Source organism: Desulfarculus baarsii DSM 2075, from assembly GCF_000143965.1.
GTDB lineage: Bacteria > Desulfobacterota > Desulfarculia > Desulfarculales > Desulfarculaceae > Desulfarculus > Desulfarculus baarsii.
Genome location: NC_014365.1, coordinates 1,976,850 through 2,001,151, shown reverse-complemented (window position 1 = coordinate 2,001,151; position 24,302 = coordinate 1,976,850). Strand labels below are relative to the sequence as shown.

The 24,302-nt window shown below is 64.9% G+C and carries 24 protein-coding genes and 1 pseudogene; 18 read left to right on the top strand and 7 right to left on the bottom strand.

What is annotated here, in order from left to right; all coding sequences use genetic code 11:
* Positions 1-7 precede the first annotated feature (7 nt).
* The 9 genes and pseudogenes from DEBA_RS08955 to DEBA_RS08915 all read left to right on the top strand — a co-directional run bounded on the left by DEBA_RS08955 (position 8) and on the right by DEBA_RS08915 (position 9,099).
* Positions 8-382 (top strand): hypothetical protein, encoded by a 375-nt coding sequence (locus tag DEBA_RS08955; protein WP_013258606.1) that lies wholly within the window; start codon positions 8-10, stop codon positions 380-382.
* Positions 379-642, top strand: coding sequence for a PAAR domain-containing protein (locus tag DEBA_RS08950; RefSeq protein ID WP_013258605.1), 264 nt, complete (start codon positions 379-381; stop codon positions 640-642). Before DEBA_RS08955 ends, DEBA_RS08950 begins: the two co-directional genes overlap by 4 nt.
* Positions 643-652: 10 nt before the next feature.
* Positions 653-961, top strand: coding sequence for a hypothetical protein (locus tag DEBA_RS08945; protein ID WP_011366989.1), 309 nt, complete (start codon positions 653-655; stop codon positions 959-961).
* 246 nt (positions 962-1,207) lie between these two features.
* Positions 1,208-1,831: pseudogene (locus tag DEBA_RS08940) on the top strand (integrase core domain-containing protein); the annotation flags it as partial.
* A 34-nt stretch (positions 1,832-1,865) separates the two neighbouring features.
* The gene (locus DEBA_RS08935; protein ID WP_013258604.1) at positions 1,866-3,002 is read left to right on the top strand and encodes an efflux RND transporter periplasmic adaptor subunit; all 1,137 of its coding nucleotides are present in this window, start codon (positions 1,866-1,868) and stop codon (positions 3,000-3,002) included.
* Between the two features lie 13 nt (positions 3,003-3,015).
* Entirely contained in the window at positions 3,016-6,183 is a 3,168-nt protein-coding gene (locus DEBA_RS08930; RefSeq protein ID WP_013258603.1) for an efflux RND transporter permease subunit, read from the top strand.
* Between the two features lie 3 nt (positions 6,184-6,186).
* Positions 6,187-7,644, top strand: coding sequence for an AdeC/AdeK/OprM family multidrug efflux complex outer membrane factor (adeC, locus tag DEBA_RS08925; protein ID WP_013258602.1), 1,458 nt, complete (start codon positions 6,187-6,189; stop codon positions 7,642-7,644).
* A gap of 78 nt (positions 7,645-7,722) precedes the next feature.
* Positions 7,723-8,358, top strand: coding sequence for a TetR/AcrR family transcriptional regulator (locus DEBA_RS08920; protein WP_013258601.1), 636 nt, complete (start codon positions 7,723-7,725; stop codon positions 8,356-8,358).
* Between the two features lie 132 nt (positions 8,359-8,490).
* Positions 8,491-9,099, top strand: coding sequence for a hypothetical protein (locus DEBA_RS08915; protein ID WP_013258600.1), 609 nt, complete (start codon positions 8,491-8,493; stop codon positions 9,097-9,099).
* Between the two features lie 83 nt (positions 9,100-9,182).
* Here the strand turns inward: DEBA_RS08915 and DEBA_RS08910 are convergent, their stop codons facing one another.
* The 5 genes from DEBA_RS08910 to DEBA_RS08890 all read right to left on the bottom strand — a co-directional run bounded on the left by DEBA_RS08910 (position 9,183) and on the right by DEBA_RS08890 (position 13,958).
* A complete protein-coding gene (locus DEBA_RS08910) occupies positions 9,183-10,829 on the bottom strand; it encodes an AMP-binding protein (protein ID WP_013258599.1) in 1,647 nt (548 codons plus the stop codon).
* A 314-nt stretch (positions 10,830-11,143) separates the two neighbouring features.
* Entirely contained in the window at positions 11,144-11,845 is a 702-nt protein-coding gene (locus tag DEBA_RS08905; RefSeq protein WP_013258598.1) for an alpha/beta hydrolase, read from the bottom strand.
* A gap of 21 nt (positions 11,846-11,866) precedes the next feature.
* Positions 11,867-12,055 carry a hypothetical protein gene (locus DEBA_RS08900; RefSeq protein WP_148227832.1) on the bottom strand — a complete coding sequence of 63 codons (189 nt, stop codon included), beginning with the start codon at positions 12,053-12,055 and terminating at the stop codon, positions 11,867-11,869.
* A gap of 179 nt (positions 12,056-12,234) precedes the next feature.
* Positions 12,235-13,215, bottom strand: a complete 981-nt coding sequence (locus tag DEBA_RS08895) for a lysylphosphatidylglycerol synthase transmembrane domain-containing protein (RefSeq protein ID WP_013258596.1) — start codon at positions 13,213-13,215, stop codon at positions 12,235-12,237.
* A gap of 14 nt (positions 13,216-13,229) precedes the next feature.
* The gene (locus DEBA_RS08890) at positions 13,230-13,958 is read right to left on the bottom strand and encodes a glycosyltransferase family 2 protein (protein ID WP_013258595.1); all 729 of its coding nucleotides are present in this window, start codon (positions 13,956-13,958) and stop codon (positions 13,230-13,232) included.
* Between the two features lie 117 nt (positions 13,959-14,075).
* Here DEBA_RS08890 and DEBA_RS08885 point away from each other — a divergent pair, with 117 nt between their 5' ends.
* The 8 genes from DEBA_RS08885 to DEBA_RS08845 all read left to right on the top strand — a co-directional run bounded on the left by DEBA_RS08885 (position 14,076) and on the right by DEBA_RS08845 (position 22,307).
* The gene (locus DEBA_RS08885; protein ID WP_013258594.1) at positions 14,076-14,459 is read left to right on the top strand and encodes a tetratricopeptide repeat protein; all 384 of its coding nucleotides are present in this window, start codon (positions 14,076-14,078) and stop codon (positions 14,457-14,459) included.
* A 49-nt stretch (positions 14,460-14,508) separates the two neighbouring features.
* Positions 14,509-15,477, top strand: a complete 969-nt coding sequence (locus DEBA_RS08880; protein ID WP_013258593.1) for a family 2 glycosyl transferase — start codon at positions 14,509-14,511, stop codon at positions 15,475-15,477.
* A gap of 75 nt (positions 15,478-15,552) precedes the next feature.
* Complete coding sequence (locus tag DEBA_RS08875) at positions 15,553-16,965, top strand: TolC family protein (RefSeq protein WP_013258592.1); 1,413 nt, start codon at positions 15,553-15,555, stop codon at positions 16,963-16,965.
* A gap of 17 nt (positions 16,966-16,982) precedes the next feature.
* On the top strand, positions 16,983-17,648 hold the full coding sequence (locus DEBA_RS08870; protein WP_013258591.1) for a cell division ATP-binding protein FtsE: 666 nt from the start codon (positions 16,983-16,985) through the stop codon (positions 17,646-17,648).
* A complete protein-coding gene (locus tag DEBA_RS08865) occupies positions 17,645-18,541 on the top strand; it encodes a cell division protein FtsX (protein WP_013258590.1) in 897 nt (298 codons plus the stop codon). The genes DEBA_RS08870 and DEBA_RS08865 overlap by 4 nt, the downstream gene beginning before the upstream one ends.
* Positions 18,538-19,620: a murein hydrolase activator EnvC family protein gene (locus tag DEBA_RS08860; RefSeq protein WP_013258589.1), complete on the top strand. Its 1,083-nt coding sequence runs from the start codon at positions 18,538-18,540 to the stop codon at positions 19,618-19,620. Before DEBA_RS08865 ends, DEBA_RS08860 begins: the two co-directional genes overlap by 4 nt.
* A gap of 119 nt (positions 19,621-19,739) precedes the next feature.
* Entirely contained in the window at positions 19,740-21,026 is a 1,287-nt protein-coding gene (locus DEBA_RS08855) for a S41 family peptidase (RefSeq protein WP_245528541.1), read from the top strand.
* A 135-nt stretch (positions 21,027-21,161) separates the two neighbouring features.
* Positions 21,162-22,307 (top strand): divergent polysaccharide deacetylase family protein, encoded by a 1,146-nt coding sequence (locus tag DEBA_RS08845; protein WP_148227830.1) that lies wholly within the window; start codon positions 21,162-21,164, stop codon positions 22,305-22,307.
* Positions 22,308-22,309: 2 nt separating this feature from the next.
* Here DEBA_RS08845 and DEBA_RS08840 read toward each other — a convergent pair whose 3' ends face one another.
* Positions 22,310-22,795 (bottom strand): phosphatidylglycerophosphatase A family protein, encoded by a 486-nt coding sequence (locus tag DEBA_RS08840; RefSeq protein ID WP_013258586.1) that lies wholly within the window; start codon positions 22,793-22,795, stop codon positions 22,310-22,312.
* A gap of 120 nt (positions 22,796-22,915) precedes the next feature.
* Between DEBA_RS08840 and cbiB the strand changes: the two genes are divergently transcribed.
* On the top strand, positions 22,916-23,881 hold the full coding sequence (cbiB, locus tag DEBA_RS08835) for an adenosylcobinamide-phosphate synthase CbiB (protein ID WP_013258585.1): 966 nt from the start codon (positions 22,916-22,918) through the stop codon (positions 23,879-23,881).
* Here the strand turns inward: cbiB and DEBA_RS08830 are convergent.
* Complete coding sequence (locus DEBA_RS08830) at positions 23,878-24,267, bottom strand: OsmC family protein (protein WP_013258584.1); 390 nt, start codon at positions 24,265-24,267, stop codon at positions 23,878-23,880. The two genes, cbiB and DEBA_RS08830, sit on opposite strands and share 4 nt — an antisense overlap.
* Positions 24,268-24,302: the final 35 nt, after the last annotated feature.

Below are 24,302 nucleotides of genomic sequence, written 5' to 3'. Positions count from 1 at the left end.
GCATTTCATGGGAGAAAGAACAACAACGCCCTCCGGGCTTTCGGCCAGCGAGGAATTGCTGGCCCGGACCTTCGATCATTGGCGGGAAGAATTCCGCAGCATCCTCGAAAACCACCGCCGGGAAATCCAGGACCGCCTCGAGAAGATCGAGCGTGAAATCGAGAAGAAATCGGACAAGGAAAACGTCGAGGTGCTGGTCCGCTCGATCTATTCCGATCTGCACCGGCACGCCGAGGAGATCGACCGGCTGCATGCCCGGATCGGCTCCAAGATGGGGACCGAGACCATGTGGAAGATCGTCGGCCTGGTGCTGACCATCGGCAGCACCATCGGCGGACTCGTCGGCTTTCTGATCCATCTGCTGCTGAAGGTGAACCCATGAGCTCCCAGGCGCGACTCGGCGACATCAGCAGCCACGGCGGCGTCATCATCACCGGGGCGAGCCGGACGCTGGACAACGGCATGCCAGTGGCCCGCATGGGGGACCTGCACGTCTGTCCCATCCCGGGGCATGGCGTGACGCCCATCGTGACCGGCAGCTTCGACACCATCACCGAAGGATTGCCCAACGCCCGCATCGGCGACATCACCGCCTGCGGAGCCATCATAGTCACCGGCAGTCCCAACACCATCGACAACTGAGGGGGACGCGATGAACAATCTCGAACAGCCGCAGGAACCGCACTACTGGGATGTTTTCCCGAAACTGATCCGGGTCTCGCGATCCCCATTCGTCCAGCGCATTCCGCTCTCGATCCGTGGTCTACCCGAAGCGCCGGTGTTCGAATCGTCCAATCCCGACGTGGCCAGTGTCGATGAGGACGGCAATGTCGAGTGTGGCTTCGTTCCCGGGGCGGCCATGATCTTGGTCTGGGATTCCGCCGAGCGGCTCAGCCTGCGTCACGTCCAGGTCGAGGTCTATGGCGGCGGCGTCTCCGCACCGGTGGAGGTTCCTTCATGACCGATACCTCGCCAGACTACAGCCACTGGGAGGTTCAGCCTCGCTCCATCCGCCTCTCCGCTGGCGAGTTCGAGCAACGGGTTCCGCTCTCCCTGCGCGGTGACGTGGACGCCCCGGTCTTTGCATCCAGCAATCCGGAGGTCGCGGAGATCGGGCCGGACGGTGTCATTCGCTGCGGCTGGACCATCGGCAACGCCGTGCTCATGGTCTGGCGATCCTCGGTCCGGGACAGCCTCCGCCATATTTCGGGCTTTGGAGCGCTTCAGCCCGGAGTTTCGCGACCGCCACATCGAGGCCCGGCACACCGGGGCCCTGGTGGCGGTGGACACGTTTTTCGTTGGCGCGCTCAAGGGCGTGGGCAAGGTGTATCTACAATCGGTCATCGACTGCCACAGCCGCCACGCCTGGGGTCGCCTGTACACCAGCAAGCTTCCGGTCACGGCGGTGCATGTGCTCAACGAGGAAGTGCTGCCGTGCTTTGAGGCCCACGACGCGGTGATTGAGACGGTGCTTTCGGACAATGGGCGAGAGTTTTGCGGCCGGCCAGACCAGCATCCGTATGAGCTGTTTCTGCAGCTTGAGGGGATCGAACACCGCACCACCAGGGTGCGTCGGCCTCAGAGCAATGGCTTCGTGGAACGGCTTCACCGGACGCTCTTGGACGAGCATTTCCGGATCAAGGGCCGTCAGAAATGGTATGAAACCTTGGATGAGATGCAGGCCGACTTGGATGAGTATCTGCGCCATTACAACCATGAGCGGGCGCACCAGGGCCGGAACATGAACGGCAGGACGCCGAGTCAGGCTTTCCTGGAGGGCCTGCCCGGGCGTAAGAAGCCCAAGGAAAAGGCGTCCCAAAAGGCCGCCTAAAAATCACCCCGCCAGGGGCGGCAGTGTCAGGTAAATACTATATCTGTACACCCTGTTTTTCCTTCAGGGTCAACCCCAGGCCGAAAGCGCCCCGCCGCCCGCTGCCGATCCCGAGGTGAGCGTGATCACCTTGAGTCATCAGCAGGTTGCCCTGGACAGCGAACTGACCGGCCGCACCACGCCTTTCCTGATCGCCGAGGTGCGTCCGCAAGTCGGTGGCATCATTAATAAACGGCTGTTCGAGGAGGGCTCGGACGTCAAAGCTGGTCAGGCCCTCTATCAGATCGACCCAGCCACCTACAAGGCCACCATGGACAGCGCCCGGGCCGCCCTGGCCAAGGCCGAGGCCAACCTTTTCGCGGCCCAGTTGAAGTCTCAGCGTTACAAGGACTTGGTGGCCATCAAGGCGGTGAGTCAGCAGAATTATGACGACGCCTACGCCGACCTCAAACAGGCCGAAGCCGATGTGGCCGCCTGCAAGGCCGCCCTGGAGACGGCGCGCATCAACTTGGAATACACCAAGGTGACCTCACCCATTTCCGGGCGCATCGGCCGCTCGTCGGTCACCGCCGGGGCGCTGGTCACCGCCAGCCAGCAGGCCAGTCTGGCCACGGTGCAGCAGTTGGACCCGATCTACGTCGACGTCACCCAGTCCAGCTCGGAAATGCTGCGCCTCAAACGCCAATTGGCCAGCGGGCAGCTCAAGCGAGACGAGCACAACAAGGCCAAGGTCCGGCTGATCCTGGAAGACGGCGTGACCTATCCCCTGGAGGGCGAGCTGCAGTTTTCCGACGTTACCGTCGATCAGACCACCGGCGCGGTGACCTTGCGGGCCGTTTTCCCCAACCCGGAGCAGGAGTTGCTGCCCGGCATGTACGTGCGGGCCATCTTGGAGACCGGCGTCAACGACCGGGCCATCCTGGTGCCCCAGCGCGCCGTCGCCCGCAACAACAAGGGCGAGGCCACCGTCCTGGTGCTCGACGAGCAAAACCGCGTCCAAACGCGCACGCTCGGCCTGGGGCGGGCGGTTGGCGCCGATTGGCTGGTCAATTCCGGCCTGCGGGCCGGCGAACGGGTGATCATGGAAGGCTCGCAAAAGGTCGCCCCGGGGGCCATCGCCAAGGCCGTGGCCTTCCAACCAGCCGCCTCCGCCGCCGACGACAAACGCTGAGGAACAAAACTTCATGGCGCGCTTTTTCATAGATAGGCCCATTTTTGCCTGGGTCATCGCCATCGTCATCATGCTGGCCGGCCTGCTGGCCATCGGCACGCTGCCCGTGGCGCAATATCCGGCCATCGCCCCCACGGCGGTGCAGATCGACGCCACCTACCCTGGCGCCTCGGCCAAAACCCTGGAAGACACCGTCACCCAGGTTATCGAGCAAAAGATGAAGGGCATCGACCATTTGTCCTACATCTCCTCCACCAGCGACTCGGCGGGCAGCGCCTCGATCATCCTCACCTTCGACGCCGGCACCGACCCGGACATCGCCCAGGTGCAGGTGCAGAACAAGCTGCAACTGGCCATGTCGCTGTTGCCCCAAGACGTGCAAAAACAAGGCGTGCGCGTCTCCAAGGCCTCGGCGAGCTTCTTGATGGTCGTGGGTTTCTACTCCGAAGACGGCAGCATGAGCCCCATCGACCTCTCCGACTACGTGGCCGCCCACGTGCAGGACGTGCTCAGCCGCGTCGACGGCGTGGGCGACGTGACGCTTTTCGGCTCGCAATACGCCATGCGCGTCTGGCTGGACCCTAATAAGCTCAACAACTATAAGCTGATGCCCTCTGATATCGAGGCGGCCATCCAGGCCCAGAACGTGCAGGTCTCGGCGGGCCAGTTGGGCGGCGCGCCAGCGGTGGAGGGCCAACAGCTAAACGCCACCATCGCGGCCCAGAGCCGCTTGCAGACGCCCGAGCAGTTCGGTGATATCTTGCTGCGCGTCAACACCGACGGCTCGAAGGTGCTCCTGCGTGACGTGGCGCGCATCGAGTTGGGCAGCGAAAACTACGAAACGATCCCGCGCTTCAATGGTAAGCCATCGGCTGGTCTGGCCATCAAGCTGACCACGGGCGCCAACGCCCTGGACACCTCCACGGCGGTGCGCCAAGAGTTGGCCGAGATGTCCAAGCTCTTCCCGGCGGGCATGAAGGTGGTTTACCCCTACGACACCACGCCGTTTGTGCGAGTCTCCATCGAGGAGGTCGTCAAGACGCTGGCCGAGGCCATCGTTCTGGTGTTCTTGGTGATGTTCCTCTTTCTGCAGAACTTCCGGGCCACGCTCATCCCCACCATCGCCGTGCCGGTGGTTTTGCTGGGCACCTTTGGCGTGCTGGCGGCCTTTGGCTACTCCATCAACACCCTGACGATGTTCGCCATGGTCTTGGCCATCGGCCTGCTGGTCGACGACGCCATCGTGGTGGTCGAAAACGTCGAGCGCGTGATGCGCGACGAGGGCCTGTCGCCCAAGGAGGCCACGCGCAAGTCCATGGACCAGATCACCGGCGCGTTGGTGGGCATCGCCATGGTCCTTTCGGCGGTCTTCGTGCCGATGGCCTTTTTCGGCGGCTCCACCGGCGTGATCTACCGGCAGTTTTCCATCACCATCGTCTCGGCCATGGTGCTGTCGGTGGTGGTGGCGTTGGTCCTCACGCCGGCGCTGTGCGCCACCATGCTCAAACCCTTGGATGGTCACGACCACCAAGCCAAGCGCGGCTTTTTCGGCTGGTTCAACCGCTCGTTCCAAAGAGGCAACCAGGCCTGCCAGACCGTCTCGGGCTCGATCATCAGGCGCTGGCCCCGTTATATGTTGCTGTACGTCCTGCTCATCGGCGGCATGTCGCTGATGTTCCTGCGCCTGCCCACGTCGTTTTTGCCCGACGAGGACCAGGGCTTCATCATGACCATGGTCCAGCTACCGCCGGGGGCCACCCAGGAGCGCACGTTGGAGGTCATGAAGGAAGTCGAGCGCCACTATCTGCAAGACGAAAAAGACACCGTCAAGTGCATATTCACGGTTGTCGGCTTCAGCTTTGCCGGACAGGGGCAAAACATGGGCATGGCCTTCATCGACTTCAAGGACTGGTCCGAGCGCAATTCGCCCGAACTGCGGGCCGACGCCGTGGCCGGCCGGGCCATGCAGGCCTTCTCGGGCATCCGCGACGCCATGGTCTTCGCCTTTGCCCCGCCGGCGGTGACGGAGTTGGGCAACGCCCAGGGCTTTGACTTCCAGTTGCAGGACCGGGCCGGCCTGGGCCACGAGGCCCTGATTAACGCCCGCAATCAATTGTTGGGCATGGCTGCCGAAAACCCGGCGCTGATGGCCGTGCGGCCCAATGGCCAGGACGACACGCCGGAGTATCAGGTGCTGGTCGATCAGGCCAAGGCGGGCGCCCTGGGCCTGTCCATGGCCGACGTCAACGACACGCTCTCCAGCGCCTGGGGCGGCTCCTACGTCAACGACTTCATCGACAAGGGCCGCGTCAAGAAGGTCTTCATCCAGGGCGACGCCCCATCGCGCATGCTGCCGGCCGACCTGGAAAAATGGCACGTGCGCAACCAGTTGGGCGAGATGGTCAACTTCGCGGCCTTCAGCACCGCCCGCTGGAACTACGGTTCGCCGCGCCTGGAGCGCTACAACGGCCTGCCCTCGGTGGAGATCCTGGGGCAATCCGCGCCGGGCCGCAGCTCGGGCGAGGCCATGCGCGCAATGGAAGAACTGGCCAGCAAACTGCCCGCCGGCATCGGTTATCAATGGACGGGCCTGTCGTATCAGGAGCGCCTCTCGGGCTCCCAGGCCCCGGCCCTCTACGCGCTGTCTACGCTGGTGGTTTTCCTGTGCCTGGCGGCGTTGTACGAATCATGGTCGATCCCCTTCGCGGTGCTGCTGGCCGTGCCTTTGGGCGTGATCGGGGCGCTTTTGGCCACCAGTTTGCGCGGCCTTTCCAACGACGTCTATTTTCAGGTCGGCCTGCTGACCACCATCGGCCTGTCGGCCAAAAACGCCATCCTCATCGTGGAGTTCGCCAAGGATCTGCACGAAAAGGGCATGGATCTGGTCAAGGCCACCATTGAGGCGCTGCGCCTGCGCCTGCGGCCGATCATCATGACCTCCATGGCCTTCATCCTGGGCGTGTTGCCCCTGGCCATCACCACGGGCGCCGGCGCGGGCAGCCAAAACGCCATCGGCACCGGCGTGATGGGCGGCATGATCTCGGCCACCGTGTTGGGCGTGATCTTGGTGCCGTTGTTTTTCGTCATCGTGCGCCGCTTCTTTGGCGACAAAAAATCTCCGGGCGACCAGTCCGAGGGCCAACAGCCCGCCGAGCCGGCGTCTCCGCTGGAGGACCGTTAACCCATGACCCGCAAAGCATTCCTGCCGCTGCTGGCGGCCTTGCTCCTGCTGCCCGGCTGCCTGAGCATGGCGCCAGACTACAAACGCCCCGACGCGCCCACGCCGGCCGCTTGGCCCAGCGGGCCGTCCTATGGCCCCAACCAGGCTGCCGGCCAGCCGGTGGCGGAGATCGGCTGGCGACAGTTTTTCGTCGATCCCAAGCTGGTCAAGCTCATCGAGCTGAGCCTGGCCCACAACCGCGACCTGCGCGTGGCCATGCTCAACATCGAAAAGGCCCGCGCCCAATACCAGATTCAGCGGGCCGACCTGTTCCCCACCGTCAACGCCACCGCCAACGGCTCCATCCAGCGCCTGCCAGCCGAACTATCCAGTAATGGCGGTGATATGATCGCCCGGCAATACACCGCCACCATTGGTTTCAGTTCCTACGAACTGGACCTCTTCGGCCGTGTGCGCAGCCTCAACGACCAGGCCCTCGAGCTTTACCTGGCCACCGAACAGGCCGCCCGGGCCAGCCAGATCAGCCTGGTGGCCGAAGTGGCCGGGGCCTACTTGACCCTGGCCGCCGATCAAGAGCAACTCAGGCTGGCCAAGCACACCCTGACCAGCCAGCGCGCCTCTTATCATCTGACCAAGCGCAGCCACGAAATCGGCGTGGCCTCGGCCCTGGACCTGCGCCAGGCTCAGACCAGCGTAGACACCGCCCGCGGCGACGTGGCCATCTACACCACCCGCGCGGCCCAGGACATCAACGCCCTCAACCTGCTCATCGGCGGCCAAGCGCCGCCGGAGCTGCTGCCCGATGGCATGCCCGCCGCCGCCTCGGCCGTCAAGGAGCTGCCCGTGGGCCTGCCCTCCCAGGTGCTGATCCAACGGCCAGACATCTTGCAGGCCGAACACCAGCTCAAGGCCGACAACGCCAACATCGGCGCGGCGCGGGCGCGGTTCTTCCCCAGCATCAGCCTGACCGCCGGCGGCGGCACCGCCAGCAATCAGTTGGACCATCTTTTCCGCGCGACCACGGGTTATTGGTCCTTCGTGCCCACGGTGAATCTGCCCATCTTCGACACCGGGCGCAACCTGGCCAACCTGGAGGCGACCAAGGTTCAACGCGAAATCGCCGTGGCCCAATACGAAAAAACCATCCAGACCGCCTTCCGCGAGGTGGCCGACGCCCTGGCCCAGCGCGGCACGATCGATGAGCGCCTGGCGGCCCAACAATCCTTGGTGGAGGCCACCAGCGACGCCTACCGCCTCTCGGACGCCCGTTTTCGGCGCGGGGTCGATAGCTACATGTCGGTGCTGGACTCCCAGCGTTCGTCCTACGGCGCCCAGCAAGGGCTGATCAACGTGCGCCTGTCGCGGCTGACCAACACAGTCACGCTTTATAAGGTGTTGGGCGGCGGCTGGAGCGAAAAGACCGTCAAGGCGGCCGCGCCTCGCGAGGACGCTTCCCGATGACCGATCTGGCCGGCGGATGCCCCCCGCCGGCCGGATGCTGACGGCGTTGGCCGAAAACGCCGGTTTTGGACCGATGACATGAGCATGACAACCAGCGATGGCAATGTTTCACGCCAGACCAAAGCCGAGGCCCGGCGGCGGCAGGTGCTCGACGCGGCCAGCGAGTGTTTCCGCATGCACGGTTTTCACTCGGCCAGCATGGCCCAGATCTGCAAGTCGGCCAAGATGAGCGCGGGGCACATCTACAACTTTTTCACCTGCAAGGAAGAGATCATCGAGGCCATCGTCAAGGAAGACCTTGCCGAAACGCTGAAAATAATCAACGAATTGCACAACAGCGACGAAGACTTCGTCGACACCATGGTCTCCCAGTTGTGGCGTGGGGTCGATCGCGCCATGGATTTGGACAACTCGGCCCTGATGCTGGAGGTCTTGGCCGAGGCCATCCGTAATCCCAAGGTGGCCCAGATGGTGCGTCAGTCGGACATGGTCATCAGTGGCTACGTCAAGGCCCTGTTGCGCACCAGCAAAAAAGGCGTCGGGCAACTGGAAGAACGCGACCTGAACGCCATCACCGACTTGTTCTCGGCGCTGTTCAACGGCCTGATGTGTTGCGCGGTGATGAACCCAGACCTGGACCGTGAGGCAATGACCAAGTTGCTGCGCAAGGTCGTGGGCCACATCCTCGATCCCGATGAAAGCGCCCGCCCCTAATTACGTGTCCGTCCAGACGATTTTCAGCGGTCGCCCCTACAAAACTCCCCATCCCGCATGTATCATTGCCGCCGCCTTCGCCGTTTCACGCCGGCCGCCACGCCGGCTTTTTTTACGCGGGAGTTTGTCATTATGAGCGTTGATCAACGAGAAATTTTGGCCCAGGCGGCCCAAAGACGCCAGCAAGCGCTGGCAATCGCTGCCGAATTGGGCCTGCTGGAGCGCTGGGGCCGTTTCGGCCGGCCGGTCATCGTGGGCGCGGTGGCCCACGGCCTGGTCTGCGCGCCAGACATCGACATGGAAATATATTGCCCAAAGCTGAACATCGCGCACGGCTTCGAGGTGTTGGCCCAATGCGCGGCCGGCTCGCGGCGGGTGAGCGCGGTCTATTTTGAAAACCATCTGCACGACGCGGACAAGGCCTTGTATTGGCAGATAAAATACCGCGACGATCAGGACGTGGAGTGGAAGGTCGACATGTGGTCGGCCCCCGACGACTACGCCCTGCCCCGTGGCGAGCATCTGATCGCGCCGCTGGCCGGCGTCATGACCGACGAGTTGCGCGCGGCCATCCTGGCCCTCAAGCAAGAGCTGCGCGCCAGCGACGCCGTGAGCTGCCTGTCCATCGACCTCTACCGCGCCGTCGTCGATGGCGGCGTGCGCGACATGGCCCAACTGCGGCGCTGGATGGATGATAACCCCATCGGCCAGCTCAGCGACTGGCTACCGGCCGCCCGCTGAACGCGCCCCGCCGCGCCTTAAAAAAAAGCCGCCTCGCGCCAATCGGCGAGGCGGCTTTTTTGGCGCTCAAGGCGCGGCGCGCCTTATTCCTTCAGGGCCCGGCGCAGGAGCTTGCCCGTGCCCAAGGTGGGCAAAGATGCGCGAAACTCCACGTATTTTGGCACCTTGTAGGTCGACATCTTTTCCTTGGCCCAGGCGATGATTTCTTGCTCGGTGGCCGACTTGTCGGGCTGCATGACGACAAAGGCCTTGACCACTTCGCCTTTTTGGTCGTCGGGCACGCCGATGACGGCGGTCTGGGCCACGCCGGGGTAGCGGTTGAGCAGCAGCTCCACTTCCTCGGGGAAAACCGAGAAGCCCGAGACCTTGATCATCTCTTTTTTGCGGCCCAACAGATATAGATAGCCGTCGTCGTCGAACTTGCCGATGTCGCCGGTGTAGACCCAGCCGTCGCGCAGGGTGCCGGCGGTCTCCTCGGGCCGGTTCCAATAGCCCTTGAAGCAGGCCGGATTGCGCAGGACGATCTCGCCCTGCTCGCCCACGGGCAGCTCTTTGTCGGGGTCGGTCAGGTCGACGATCTTGAACTCCTGCTGGGGCCCGGGAATGCCGCAGGTGCCGTACTTGACCTTTTGCCGGGGCATGAAGGTGTCGGCGGTGTGTGTCTCGCTGAGGCCATAAGCGCCTTCCAACAACAGGCCGCCCTTGCTGGCCGCCCGCCACTGGGCCGAGATTTCCTCGGTGAGCTGGATGCCAAACGACGAGGTCAGGCACAGTTTCAGGCTGCCAAGATCATAAGCGGCCACCTCGGGGTGCTTCATCACCGCCACGTTCATGGGCACGGCGCTATACCAGAAATTGACCTTGTAGCGGCTGATGGCCTCCATGGTGGCCTTGGGGTCGAACATGGTCATCAGCACCTGGGTTCCGCCGGCGAACAGAGTGCTGTTCATGCCCGCGACCATGCCGGCGATATGAAAAATGGGCATGTTGACCAGGTTGACGGTCTGGGTGTCCATGCCCGTGGCCAGGCAGACGCAGGCCGTCTTGAACAAGGCGGCCTTGTGGGAGAGCATGCAGCCCTTGGGCATGCCGGTGGTGCCGCCGGTGTATTGGAACAAGGCGATGTCCTGGTCCAGGTCGATGTCGACACGGGGCGGCGCGTCGCCTTCGGCGTTGACCACGTCCATGAAGTCGACCACGCCTGGGATAGCCTGCTTTTTGTAAGCCATCATGTCGACCAGGGGGATAGTCGGATTTTCGGGCAGATAGTCGTTCAAGTTGCCGACGATGACTTGGCGCAGCTTGACGCCGCCCATGACTTTCTGAACCACCGGCAGCAGGATGTCCAGGCAGACCAGAATCTCGATGCCGGCGTCGTTGATCTCGTACTCCAGCTCCATTTCCTTGAACAGCGGCGAGCAGGGGCAGACAATGGCCCCGAGTTTTTGCACGCCAAAGTGGGCAATGGCGTATTGCGGGCAGTTGACCATGAAAATGCCCACTCGGTCGCCCTTTTTGACGCCGTTTTTGTGCAGGTGGCTGGCGAAACGGTCGCTGGCCTGGTCCAGCTCACGGTAGCTGATTTCGCGGCCATAAAAAACCATGGCGATCTTATCGGGGTTTTGTTTGGCCCGCTGGCGCAGATATTCATGAACCGGCGTCTGGCCAAAATCGTATCGCGGTTCGGTGGGCGTGTCGGCCGGCCAGTTTTTCAGCCACAATTTTTCCATGACTCTCCCCTGTTGAGCGCTCACAACTATTACAATCAAAAAAGTTATGTTTTGATTTATCGGGCAAAACCATTGCCGAGCATAGCTAACTACAGGCAATGAATTAATGTCAATCGGATTATGGCTGAAAAAACATAGAAGCCATGATTATTGGCCTGGAATAATTGTCCTTGGCTTGCATTTGTTCACATGCGGCGGTTCTGGGCAAAACTCCTCGCCAGCCGGTGCGTGGATGGGCCGATCAATCAAGTAACGGCCGATCTTTGATCGGCTGCCGATGGCGACGAAAGGTTTTGGCGGAGAGGCGGAAAAGCTCAGGCGATGAAACGTTCGATCCAGGCCAGAGTGCGCGCCATGGCCAGTTTTTGGTCGGCCAGGCGCGAGAGGCGGTGGTCGGCCCCGGCGATGATCAGCAGATCCTTGGGCTGGCGGGCCAGATCGTGGCCGCGCCTGGCCTGGGCCACGGGCACGACCTCGTCGTCCTGGCCGTGGACGAACAGCACGCCAGCCCTGCGGGCCAAGGCGGCCTCCAGGTCCAGGCTCATGATATCGCGGGGCATCAGCGGCAGATCGGGCGGCGGGTCTTGGGTGGCCAGCCGCGCCATCAGCTCCAGATAATCCCAGGGGGCGGACCAGACCGCCAGACAGGCCGGGGCCAGCGCCTCGGCCGCCAGCAAGGCCGCCGTGCCGCCCATGGACGAACCCACCAACACCAGCGGCGCGTCATCCTCCGGCAGGGCCCGCGCGGCGGCAACCAGTTCGTCGCGCCGGCCGCTGAGCGTGGTCAGGCGCATCTCGCCCGGTGATTCACCGCAGCCCGAGTGGTCGAACTGCATGGCGATCATGCCACGCTCGGCCAAAAACAGCGCCAGGTTGGTCAGCTTTTGGCTGGCCATGGACGATTGCAGCCCGTGGGCGATGACCACCTTGGCCCTGGGCGGGCCCTGGGGTAAAAAAAGGCGCCCGGCCAATTGCCCTTGGCCAGGCCCCTGGAACATGAATGCGTTGGTCGACACGCGCGCTCCAGGCCGCATGGCTCAGTGAAGCGCAGTCGAGCAGGACGGGCTTTTCAGGTCCAGCCGAGTCTGCTCATGGGCCCGCAGCAGATAGCCGATGATCAGCAGGCTGGTCTGGAAACGGCCGGGGTCCATGTCACCCATGTCGATCTTCTCACCGAATTTGTTGAAGATCTCCACCAGCTCGGCGTTCATTTCGTCTTCGATCATCGTGGTGATGAACTCTGCAGACCCCTCTCCCAGTTTCTGAAAAAACTCAGCGGCGAGTCGGCATTTTTCCATAAGAGAAAGCTCCTGACGAAGATAAATTTTCACAGGGGCTACAAGCTAGCTTACATGCATCGGCCCAAGGGCGCAACCGCCTCCGCGCGCGGCCCACCACTTGGCGCTCACGCCACCGAATTTTTGCTCGAACCGGTCAGGCCGGCCCAACCAAGGCCGCTTTTTTTCAGGAAATACAAACCTATGATCGTGGTCGGCACAAAGTGGATCAGCCACAGCAGCATGGCGTAACTGCCAGCCTCCGCCGCGGCGACGCCAAACATCACCAGCGCCACCTGCGCGCCCATGTGGAACGTGCCGACAAACCCCGGCGCGGCCGGGATGATCAAGGCCAAGGCCACCAGCACCTCCAGGAAAATGGCGGACATCAAACCCAGGTCGAAGCCGAAGGCGATCATCAATAGCCAGGCGCACACCGAAAGCGTCAGCCATAGCACCAGCGAATAGCCGGCGATAAAGGCCAGGTCGGCGGCCCTGGCCACGGCCAGGCCATCGGCGAACGACTGGGCCATGCCCAGAAGGCCCGACGACCAGCGCGCCGGCAACGGCCGCAGGCAAAAGCCCAGCAGTTTCATGCAGCGCTGACGCTGCCAGCGGAACATCTGCAAAAAAAACATCGTCCCGCCGAAAAAGGCCAGCCCAGCCCAGCCGCCCATGCGCACCCACGGCGGCGCGTCCATGAACATCAGCACCACGCCCAGCAAAAGCAGGATCGTCAGGCCATCCCAGACCCGCTCCATGACCACCGTGGCCATCACCGCCGAGGCGCTGACCTGGGCCTGGCGTCCCAGCACCACCGCCCGCACCAGTTCGCCCAGATGGGCCGGCAAAATGTTGTTGCCCAAAAAACCGATCATCAGCGCCGACAAAAGCGGCCCAAAGCCCACCTCGGCCACCGGCCGCATCAGATAGCGCCAGCGCAGGGCCCGCAAAACAAAGCTGGCCAGATAGGTCATCGTCACCGGCCCCAACAACCACAAATCCACCTGACCAAAGGCCTGCCAGATCTGCCCCGGCGAGGCCTGACGAAAAAAAATCACCAGCGTGGCCACGCTGATCACCAAGCCGATAAGATAATTTTTCCACACGTTAGGCAATTTCCTTAAACTTTTATATTAAATCTGCAACGCAGCAGCATGGCCAACGCCTTGAAGGCGTCGGTCCAACGAATCTTTTTGCCGTGCCGCGCGCGGCGGCCTTGATAGCTTATCGGCGTCTCGTGGATGCGCAAGCCCCGCCGCAACACCTTGGCCGTCAACTCCGGCTCCACCTCGAAGCCGTTGGCCGTCAGCTCCAAGCCGGCCAGGGCCCGGCGGTCGAAGGCCTTGTAGCAGGTCTCCATGTCGCTCAGGCGTTGGCCGAACAAGGCGCTGGCGCACAGGCTCAACAAACGGTTGGCCAGCCACTGGTGCGGCGGCGCGCCGGCCCGGCCGTGCAGGAACCGCGAACCGTAGACAACCATGGCCCGACCCTGGGCGATGGGCTCTAGCAACGCCGGATAATCGGCCGGGTCGTACTCCAGGTCGGCGTCCTGGATCAGCACCGCGTCGCCAACGGCGGCGGCCAAGCCACTGCGCAGGGCCGCGCCTTTGCCTTTGTTTCGCCGGTGACGGATCAGCGTCACGGGTCGCTCGAAGGGCTTGCCCGCCCCTTCCAGGCCGTGGCCGCCGGCCAATTGATCCATGATCGCCTCGCCGCCGTCGTCCGAGCCGTCGTCGACGATGATGAGTTGGCGCTCCCAGCCGGTCAGGTCGATGGCCTGAACGCGGTCGACGATCCGGCGCAGATAGGGCTTTTCGTTGTAAACGGGCATGACGATGCTCAGAAGCATTGACGCGACCTCCGACCCGGCGGGGCTATTTCACGGCAGATTACATCATCGCCTTGAATTTTGGGAGCCCATGTTGCTAACATGACCGCGCGAACAAAATTTCAAATGGAGACGCTCGTGAGCGACAAAAGCCAGCCCGACGACCTGGCCAGCCTGTTTTCCGGCGGCCAACCCCAGAGCGAGGCCGACCGGCTCATATCCCAGGCCCATTTGTCGCATCTGGAAGGCGACCTGGACCAGGCCGCCCGGCTGTTTTGCCAGGCCATCGCCCTTGGTCGTGACGAGCCTGGTCTGTTGCTGGATCTGTCCAAGGTGCTCGTGGCCCAGAAACGCCACGGCGAGGCCGTGGAGCGCCTGCGTCAAGCCCTGGCCGGCTCGCCGGACCACCTCCAGGCCCGCAGCATCCACCTGGCCCTTTCGCGGGCCTACGAGGCCATGGGCCAGGATCAATTGGCCCGCCAGCACTACCGGGCCTTCCAGGACGCGCTGACCAGCCTCTGACCCCGGCCGCCGGCCCGCGCGGCCGTCACGGGGGGATGTTCTTCGCATTATGGATCACCAGCCGCCGCAGATCGACCTGATCATCCAGCCTGGGCCGCGCCTGGCTGACGACGCCGCCTTTTCGCGCGCATGCGCCGCCCTGGCCGCCTCCGGCGACTTTGGCCGCGTGCTGGTCTGCCGACAGCCGTCAGGCCACGCCGCGCCGACGCTGGATTTCGCGCCCGACTTCGCCGCGGCCCTGGCCGCCTGCCGCGGCGAAATCGTCGCCGTCATGGCCCCGGACGCCCTACCGCGACCCGGCCTGGCCACAGGCTTGATCAGGCGCATGGCCGAGCCCGACGCCCAGGCCGTTCTAGGGCCAGCCGCCCGCCACGACGCCGACGAGCCTTGGGCCGACCTGCTGGACCTGGCCAACGAATTTTTTGACCAGGGTTTGGCCGCTGGCCAGACCTGGCCGCCCCTGCCGGCCTGCGCGGCCTTCCGGGCCCGCTGGCTGCGCGACGCCGTCGGCCGCCCAGGCCCAGGCCCTTGCCAGGCCACCGACCTGTTCGCCCTGGCCTGCCGGGTGGCCGCCATGGGCGGCGGCGTGGTTTTCGAGCCGCAATGCCAGGCGCGCGCAACCCCGCCGTCGGGCTTGGCCGGGGCGCTGAGTTTGCAGGCCCGCTTTGGCCGGGGGGCGGCGCTGGCCGTGCGGGCCCTGCGCGCCAACGGCCAGGTAGGCTGGCCGTGGCCTCGTGGTTGGCCATGGCGAGTGGTGCTGGCCCTGGCCGTGATTGGCCTGCTGGTGGCCTTCGCGCCGCGCTTTCCGGCCGACGGCGCGCTATGGGCGGCGCTGGGGTTATTGCTTTTTTATCCCCTCGAACGACCGTTTCTAAAATTCGTTACGGAAAATAGGCCGGAACTACTAAACAGATCGCTGCTATTTTGTCTGGTCCGGCCTTTTTTTTGGGCTTGGGGCATGGTCAGGACTGGATTTGAGTCGTTACTCAAAATAAACTTGGCCAAACGCGCGGGCTGACCTCGCCAAACGGGCATGGCCGCCCCGCGCCGGCCTTGTAACGAACCAGTTTTTTCGCGAGACAGGAGTTTTGCCGTGCAACGCAAAGCGATGTGGCCGATGGCCTTGAAGGTGATTGTCGCGCCGCTGGTGGCCCTGGTTTTGGTTGCCGCTTCTTGCGGCGCGTCCCTGGCCGAGGAAAAAGCCACCGCCGCGCCCAGCGGCCCGTTGACTCTGAACCAGGCCATCGACATGGCCCTGGATTATTCGCCGACCCTGGCCCAGACGCGCGAGGATCTGCAAAAGGCCCACCAGACCCTGTGGCAGGCCAAAACCGGCTATCTGCCCAAGCTCGACACCGCCTACAACTGGCAGCGCACCCAAAACCCATCGGTCATCGACACGCCCCTGGGCTCGTTCGTCACCTCGTCCGAAAACACCTATGTCTGGACCACCTCGCTGACCCAGCCGCTGTTCACCGGCTTTCGCATCACCAGCGGCTACAAGATGGCCGACCTGGGCGTGGACATGGCCCGGCTGGACGTGGAGCTCAACATCCTCGACCTGGTCGTTTCGGTCAAGCAGGCCTACATCCTCTATCTGACCGCCCAGAAAAACCACGAAGTGGCCGTCCAGGCCGTGACCCAGTTGCAATCCCACCTGCAGACGGCCCGCGACTTCAACGAGGTGGGCATCCTGCCCATCAACGACGTGTTGAAGGTGGAGGTCGAGCTTTCCAGCGCCCAACAAGAGGAAGTCAAGACGGCCAATTACGTGGCCCTGTCCCTGGCCTCGCTGAACACGCTGCTTGGCCTGCCTGTTGATGGCCAGTTGGAGGTGGAGGACATTCTGCCCTACAAGCCGTTGAAGCTCGATTATGACGACGCGCGCAACCAGGCCCGCGCCAACCGGCCGGAACTGAAGTCGATCAAGCTGGGCATCGAGCAGGCCAACTGGAACGTCACCAAGGCCAAGAGCGAGTATTATCCCCAGGTGTCGGTCAAGGGCTCCTACGACATGACCAGCGACGAGGCCGGCCTGGGCGATTCGCCATATTACGACCAGAGCAACTGGACCGTGGCCGCCGGCGCCTCGCTCAACGTTTTTCAGTGGGGGGCCACCGCCGCCGAGGTCAACAAGGCCAGGGCCGACGTGCGCCGGGCCGAGATGGCCCTCAAGGGCCTGCGCGACCAGGTCGACCTGCAGGTCAAGGAGGCCTACCTCTACTTGAAGGAGTCGGAAAAGAACATCCAGACGTCCCAGGTGGCGGTCAAACAGGCCGAGGAAAACTATCGCATCACCATGGAGCGCTACCGCGAGCAGCTGACCACCAACACCGAGCTTTTGGACGCCCAGACCCTCCTGACCAAGGCTCAGAACAACTACTTCAATTCGTTGGGCGTCTTCAACACGGCCAAGGCCCAACTGCTGCGGGCCATGGGCGCCGGCCTCGACCCGGAAAAGCTGGCCAAACGCGCCGCGGACAAGTCCGCCAGCGTAACGCCATAGGCCTGGGGTCGGCTGGCATGGTCCGACTGGAACGGGTCGGCAAGCTTTACCACGGCGCGGAAAAACTGGTCTTCGACGGCCTGGATTTGCGCCTGGAGCCGGGCAGTTTCGTCTTTTTGTGCGGCCCGTCCGGGGCGGGCAAGACCACGCTGATCAACCTGATCATGGGCGTGGAGTTGCCAACCACGGGCCGCGTGCTGGTGGCCGGCCGCGACATGGGCGCGCTGCGGCCGCGGGCCATGGCCAAAATTCGCCGTCAGTTGGGCGTGGTGTTTCAGGACTTTCGGTTGTTGGGCCGGCGCAGCGTCTTCGAAAACGTCGCCTTGGCCCTGCGCGTCTGCGGCGTGGGCGGGGCGGACACCCAGCGCATGGTCGAACAGGCCCTGCGCTGGGTCGACCTGACCGACAAGGCCATGGTCCGCGCCGACACACTCAGCGGCGGCGAGCAACAGCGGGTGGCCATCGCCCGGGCCCTGGCCCGGCGGCCCAAGCTGATCCTGGCCGACGAGCCCACCGGCAACCTTGACCCGCAAAACACCCAGCGCGTGTTGCGCTTGCTGCAAAAGGCCCACGCCGCCGGCAGCACGGTGCTTTTGGCCACCCACGACCCCACCCTGCCCGGCCGCACGCCCAACGCCTCCGTGGCCGAACTGCGCGGCGGCAAACTGGAGATGGTGCGTTGAAGCGGCCGCCGCGCTGGGACATGGCCCCGTCGCGGGCCCTGCGCCAGATGGCCGAAAACCCCTGGCTTCAGGGCGTGGCCATCACCAGCATGACCGTGGCCCTGGCCATTATCGGCGTTTATTTCACCCTGGTTTTCAACCTGCACCAGGCGGCCCGACAGGTCTTCACCGGGGCCACGTTAGCCGTGGTGCTGGAAGACGGGGCCTCGCCGGAGCGCGGCGCGCGGATCGCCGCCCAAGCCCTGGATTTCACCCAGGTGGCCGAGGCCCGCTTCGTCTCCCGCGAAGAGGCCCTGGAGCGCTTCAGTCGGCAACTCGGCCCCAAAAAAGACGTCTTGGCCGGCATGGACCACAACCCCCTGCCCAACGCCGTGGAGGTGCGCCTCAATCCCGGCCGCGACCCCGGCGACGAGCTGATCGCCGCGCTGGGGGCCCTAGACGGCGTGCGGGAGGTGCTCACCGCCCGACCCTGGCTGCAACGGCTCGACACCGCACGCCGAGCGCTGACCAACCTGGCCGCGGCCTTGGGGCTGCTGTTGTTTTTGGCCGTGACCATGCTGGCCGGCAACACCGTGCGGCTGGCCTATCACTCGCGGCGCGCGGAACTGGAGATCCTCGACCTGATCGGCTCGTCGCCGGGCTACATCCGCCGGCCCTTCGTCATCGAGGCCCTGTTGCAGGCCCTGGCGGCCAGCGCGGCGGCCTATGGCCTGGTGGCCTGGCTGATGGTGGTGCTTTCCGCGCCGGCCACGCTGCCGCTGGGGCTGGATCTGTCGGCGTTGTTCGTCCTGCCGCCGGCGTTGCCGCTCGTGCTGGCCGGGGTTGGCGCGGCGGCCGGGCTGATCGGCGCCTGGCTGGGCGTGGGCCGCGCGCTGCGGGTGACCCGGCCTTGAAGCTTTTGGCCGCGATGCTGGCGGCGTTGGCCGTGCTGGCGGCCGGCCCGCCAACGGCCCGCGCCGCCGACGAGATCGACGCCCGTCACGAGTTGCGCCTGCGCCTGGATGATTTGCTGGGCCAGCGCCAGGCCATGCAGGAAAAAGCCAGCGCCCTGGCCAGCCAGTTGCAAGAGGCCCGCCGCCGCCAAACCGAGGAGACGGCGCTCCTGGTTCGGCTGCGCCAGCAACGCGGCGAGGAGGCCGCCCGCCTGGAGGCCATCAAGGCCCAGGCCGCCGAAATGCAAACCCGCCTGACCCAGGCCAGGCGGGTTTACGGCCGCCGCCTGCGGGCGCTCTATCTTTTCGGGGCCGACGCCAGCCTGCATCTACTGGCCTCGTCGCAAAGCCTGGCCGAAGCCCTGGAGCGCTCGCGGGCCATGACCGCGGTGGTCGAAGCCGACCGGCGACGCCTGGACGCCCTGGCGGCCCAGGCCGCGGCCTTGGCGCGCCTGGAGGATCAACTGCGGCGGCAGCGCGACGAACACGCCCGCACCTGCCTACAGCTCGAACAAAGCCTGGAGCGCCTGGAAAGCCATCAAAGCCAGGCCAGCGCCTTGATGGGCCGGCTGAGCCAGGAACAAGGCCGCCTGGCCGAGGTCATCGAGGCCTTGCGTGAGGCCGAATCGCGCCTTGTGCGCACGTTCGCCCTCGATCTGCGCTTCGACCCGGACCAAGCGCCCGAGGCCGTTTCCCAGCGCCGCGCCGCCCAGCCGGTGGAGGGCGTGACCCACGAGGCCGTGGGTTCACGGGGGGTGACCTTCAGCGCCCGGCGGGGGGCTCAGGTTCGCGCACCCTGGGATGGCGAGGTGGCCTACGCCGCCGAAATCAGCGGCTGGGGCAAAGTGGTCGTCCTGGACCACGGCCAGCGGGTGCACACTGTTTTGGCCTATCTGGAAACGCTGTCGGTGGAGCCAGGCCAACGGGTCGCGGCCAGCCAGGTGGTGGGGGCGGTGGGCCCCGGCGGCAGGCTTTACCTGGAGGTGCGCAAAAACTCTAAACCCGTAAATTCGCTAGAATGGCTGAGGCTGGCCCCTTGACCGAGGTTGCCTCAAGGGTTAAGCTAATTGCTGTCTTTTCCTTCATGGGTTGGGAGGCTTAAATGCGTCGAGGCCAGATGCGGATTCCGATGATCCTTGCGGCGATAGTTGGCTTGGCCATGCTTTTGGCGCCCTATCTCCCCACCCCGCAAAGCAACGCCGCCAGCGACGACGAATATCAGCAGATGCGCCTGCTAACCGAGGTGCTAGAGGAAATCAAGCAAAAGTACGTCGAGGAAAAAACCTCCAAGGATCTGATCCAGCGGGCCATCAAGGGCATGGTCGATAACCTCGACCCCCACTCCTCGTACATGAGCCCCGAGGAGTTCAAAGACCTGCAGATCGAGACCAAGGGCAGCTTCTACGGCGTGGGCATCGAGATCACCTCCAAGGACGGCGTGCTCACGGTGGTCTCGCCCATCGAGGACACCCCGGCCTACAAGGCCGGCGTCAAGGCCGGCGACCGCATCATCAAGATCGACGGCAAGCTGACCAAGGGCATGACGACCATGGACGCGGTCAAGTCCATCCGCGGGGCCCAGGGCTCCAAGGTGGTGCTGACCGTCATGCGCGATGATGCGCCCCAGCTCATCGACATCGCCATCACCCGCGACCTGATCCCCCTGCACAGCGTGCGCTACAACCTGCTCGAGGACGGTTACGGCTACATCCGCATCAGCAATTTCCAAGAGACCACCACCCGCGACCTGATCGAAGCCCTGCAAACATTGCAGAGCCAAAAGACCCCTCTGCGCGGTTTGGTGCTCGACCTGCGCAACGACCCCGGCGGACTGCTGCAAGAGGCCGTCACCGCCGCCGATCAGTTCCTCAGCGGCGGCGTGATCGTCTCCACCAAGGGCCGCAACAAGAACCAGGACATGGTCTTCAACGCCACGCCCACCGTCACCGCCGGCGACTACCCCATCATCGTCCTGATCAACCAGGGCTCGGCCAGCGCCAGCGAGATTCTGGCCGGCGCGCTGCAAGACCACAAACGAGCCATGGTCGTGGGCTCGCCGTCGTTCGGCAAGGGCTCGGTGCAGACGATCATCCCCCTGGGCGACAACGGGGCCCTGCGCCTGACCACCGCCCGCTATTACACGCCCAACGGCCGGTCGATCCAGGCCAAGGGCATCGAGCCCGATCTGGTGGTGCCCTTTGATCCGCCCGAGGAAGAAGCCAAGGATAAGCCGGCGGCCAAGGACCAATCCATCCGCGAAAAAGACCTGACCGGGGCCATCGCCGCCGAGGGCGATGCGGCCAAGGCCGACAAGAAGTCCGACTCCAAGCTCTATTACGCCAAGGACAAGCTGGATAAGGACAACCAGTTGCGCCGCGCCCTGGACCTGCTCAAGGCCTGGCAGGTCTTCGCGCCGATGTCCACGAAGAACACCGCCGCCAACTAAGTGCCCGGCAAAAAGCCAAGCAAATCCACCGGCCGTCCGCCCCGCAATCGGGGCGGACGCGCCGCCAAAACAAGCCCCAAAAAGAAAAAGAGCCCCCGTCGCAAGTCCTCGCGGACCAATCGCTGGCTGGGCGGGTTGCTTTGGCTGGCGGCCGGCTGCCTGGCCGTGGCTGGTTTGATGGTGGCCTGGAACTGGCCCATGGCGCCGCCGCCAGCCCCGGCCAAGGCGGTCACCCAAAGGGCCGCGCCCAAGGCGTCCATCGCCTTCGAGGAGGCGCCGCGTCGTCAAGGCGGCGATCGGGCCGCCGAACGCCTCACCGACGCCATGCTGGCCGGCCTGGCCCGTGGCGGGCTCGATCCGGCACGCGTCGGCCTGAGCATGGCCGGCGAACCCTGGGGCCAGGTGGCGCAGATGAAGGTGGAGTTGGCCCCCGGCGAGGACGCGGGCAAAATCCGCTCCGCCGTGGAAAGCGCCCTGGCCGGCCTGAGCGCGCCAAGGCGTTGGCGTCAGCGCGGCCGCGCCTGGATCATGGAGCTGAGCCTCGCCGGCCGGCCCAGCCACCGCCTGATCATCACCGCCCAGGCCGCGCCCGACGGTCCGGCCCCGCCGCCCGATCGGCGCGAGGCCTTGGCGGCCATCGTCATCGATGACATGGGCTACCTGCTGGGCCCGGCCAAGGAGTTGCTGGAGCTGGACCTGGATTTGACCTTTTCCATCCTGCCCTTTTCGCCCCACGGCCGCCAGGTGGCGCGAATGGCCAAGGCGCGCGGTCGCCAGGTGCTGCTGCATCTGCCCATGGAGCCCAAGTCATTCCCCAGGCTGAGCCCTGGGCCGGGCGCGCTGTTGGTCGAGGCCGACGAGCAGGCCCTGGCCCGCCAGACCGCCGCCGACCTGGACTTTTTGCCCGAAGCCGTGGGCGTCAACAACCACATGGGCTCCAGGTTCACCGAGGACGCCACGGCGTTGCGGCCGGTGATGACCCAGATCGGCCGTCGCGGCCTGTTTTTTGTCGACAGCCTCACCTCACCGCGCTCGGCGGCCTACGACGTGGCCGGCCAGTTGGGCCTGCGCCGCGCCCGCCGCGATATGTTTTTGGATCATGAAGTGGATGAACAGGCCATTCGTCGCCAGATCGAGGGGTTGATCCACCTGGCCAGGGGCGGCCACCCGGTCATCGCCATCGGCCATCCCCACCAGGCCACGATCAAGGCCCTGCGCCATTATCAGGAGCGCTTGCGCCAAGAAGTGCGCCTGCGCCCGGTCTCCGAACTGTTGGATTGACCCTAGCCGCCCAGCCAGCCCACCGCCAGGCGGGTGACGGCCAAGGCGTAGAGGCCGGCCAACAGGTCGTCGACGACCACGCCCCAGGCCCCTGGCAGGCTCTGCGACCAGCCGACCGGCCACGGTTTGGCGATGTCAAATAGCCTGAAGGCGGCAAAGGCCATCAGCAGCGGCCAGCCCAGGCGGTCGCTCCAGGCCAGGGCCAGGAGCATGCCGGCGGCCTCGTCGATGACGATGGCCGAGGGATCGGCGGATGGGCCGAAGACGCCGCGCGCCAACGCGGCGCGGCTGACGGCCACGGCCAGCGCGCTCAGCCCCAGCACGCCCAGCCAATAGCCCAGACCAACGAAGGCCCCGCCGCCCAGGGCCAGCCAAGCCGCGGCCAGGCCCAACGTGGCCAACGAGCCGTAGGTGCCTGGCGCGCCAGGCAAAAGCCCCACGCCCAACGAGGCGGTCAATTTGATGGCGGTGTCGGTTTTGGCGCTCATGGCCCCAATCTAGCAAAAACGGCCGCCCCGGCAAAGCCAAAGCGGCCCCGGCGGCGCGCCTTGATTTGTGCATGACCGCCGCCTTTGGTATCTTTGGCCCACACCTTGCGGAGTCCGCCAATGATCGAACCATTGCTTGTGCTTTTGGCCTGCGCCCTGGACTGGGCCATCGGCGACCCGCCGCGCTGGCCCCACTTCGTGCGTCTGGTGGGTTTTTCCATCCAGCGCCTGGAGCGAAGACTGCTCCCCCGCGCGGGGCGGCCGGCAGCGGCCCTTTGGGCCGGGGCGGCGTTGACATGGTGCGTGGTGCTGGGCTTTGGCGCGCTATCCTGGCTGATCATGGCCGGGGCCGCCTGGCTCTGGCCGCCGCTGGGCTGGGCGGTGGGGCTGGTCCTGGCCTTTCAGTGCCTGGCCGCCGGCCAGCTCTGGCGCGAGGCCGGCCGGGTGGAGACGCCCTTGGCCAGGGGCGATCTGGCCTTGGCCCGCCAGCGTCTTTCGATGATCGTGGGCCGCGAAACGCGAAACCTCGACGCCGCCGGCATCCGCCGGGCGGTCATCGAGACCGTGGCCGAAAACTTCAACGACGGCGTGGCCGCGCCGCTGCTTTACCTGGCCCTGGGTGGCCCGGCCCTGGCCGTGGCCTACAAGGCGGTCAACACCCTTGATTCGATGATTGGCTACAAGAACGAAAAGTACGGATACTTCGGCCGGTTCGCCGCCAGGCTCGACGACGTGGCCGGTTTCGCGCCGGCTCGGCTGAGCGCGCTTGTGATCGTGGCGGCGGCCCGTCTCTGCGGCCTGGAGGCCGCCGGGGCCTGGCGCGCGGCCAGGGATTGCCACGCCGATCACGCCAGCCCCAACTCCGGCTGGCCCGAAGCAGCAGCCGCCGGGGCCCTGGATCTGCGCATGGGCGGCCCAAACGTCTACGGCGGCCGGCTGGTCGAAAAGCCCTGGATCAACCCCCATGGCCGCGACCCCCTCGCCGCCGATGTGGCGGCGGCCCGGCGGCTGCTGGCGACGGCCTCGCTGCTGGGCGGTCTGCTGGCCGCCGGCGCGGCCTGGCTTCTGCCGTGGGGCTGGTTTTAGGCGCGCACGGCCACGGTTTCGATCAACGGCGGATTTTGGATGGCTTTTTTCACGGCGCATTGGTCGGCCACGCGGACAATGGCCTTTTCGTACTTGGCCGGGAACTCGGGCGGCAGGACGATCTCGATGCGCACCTGCTTCAGGCGCTTGCCCTCGGCGTCGGAGACGAGCTTTTGGCGCAGCTTGAGGCCGGCGGTGGGGATGTCGCGGGCCTGGCAGAACGACAACGCGTACATCCCGCTGCAAGCGCCCAGGCTGGCCAAAAAGAGCATGAACGGCTCGGGCGCGTCGCCTTCGCCGCCGGCCGCCTTGGATTGATCGGCCTCGACCACAAAGTCATCCCAACGCACTTCGATCTTTTTGCCGCCGGTCAAAGCGATTTCCATCTCCATGACTCTCCTCACAAAAAAACCGCGGGCGG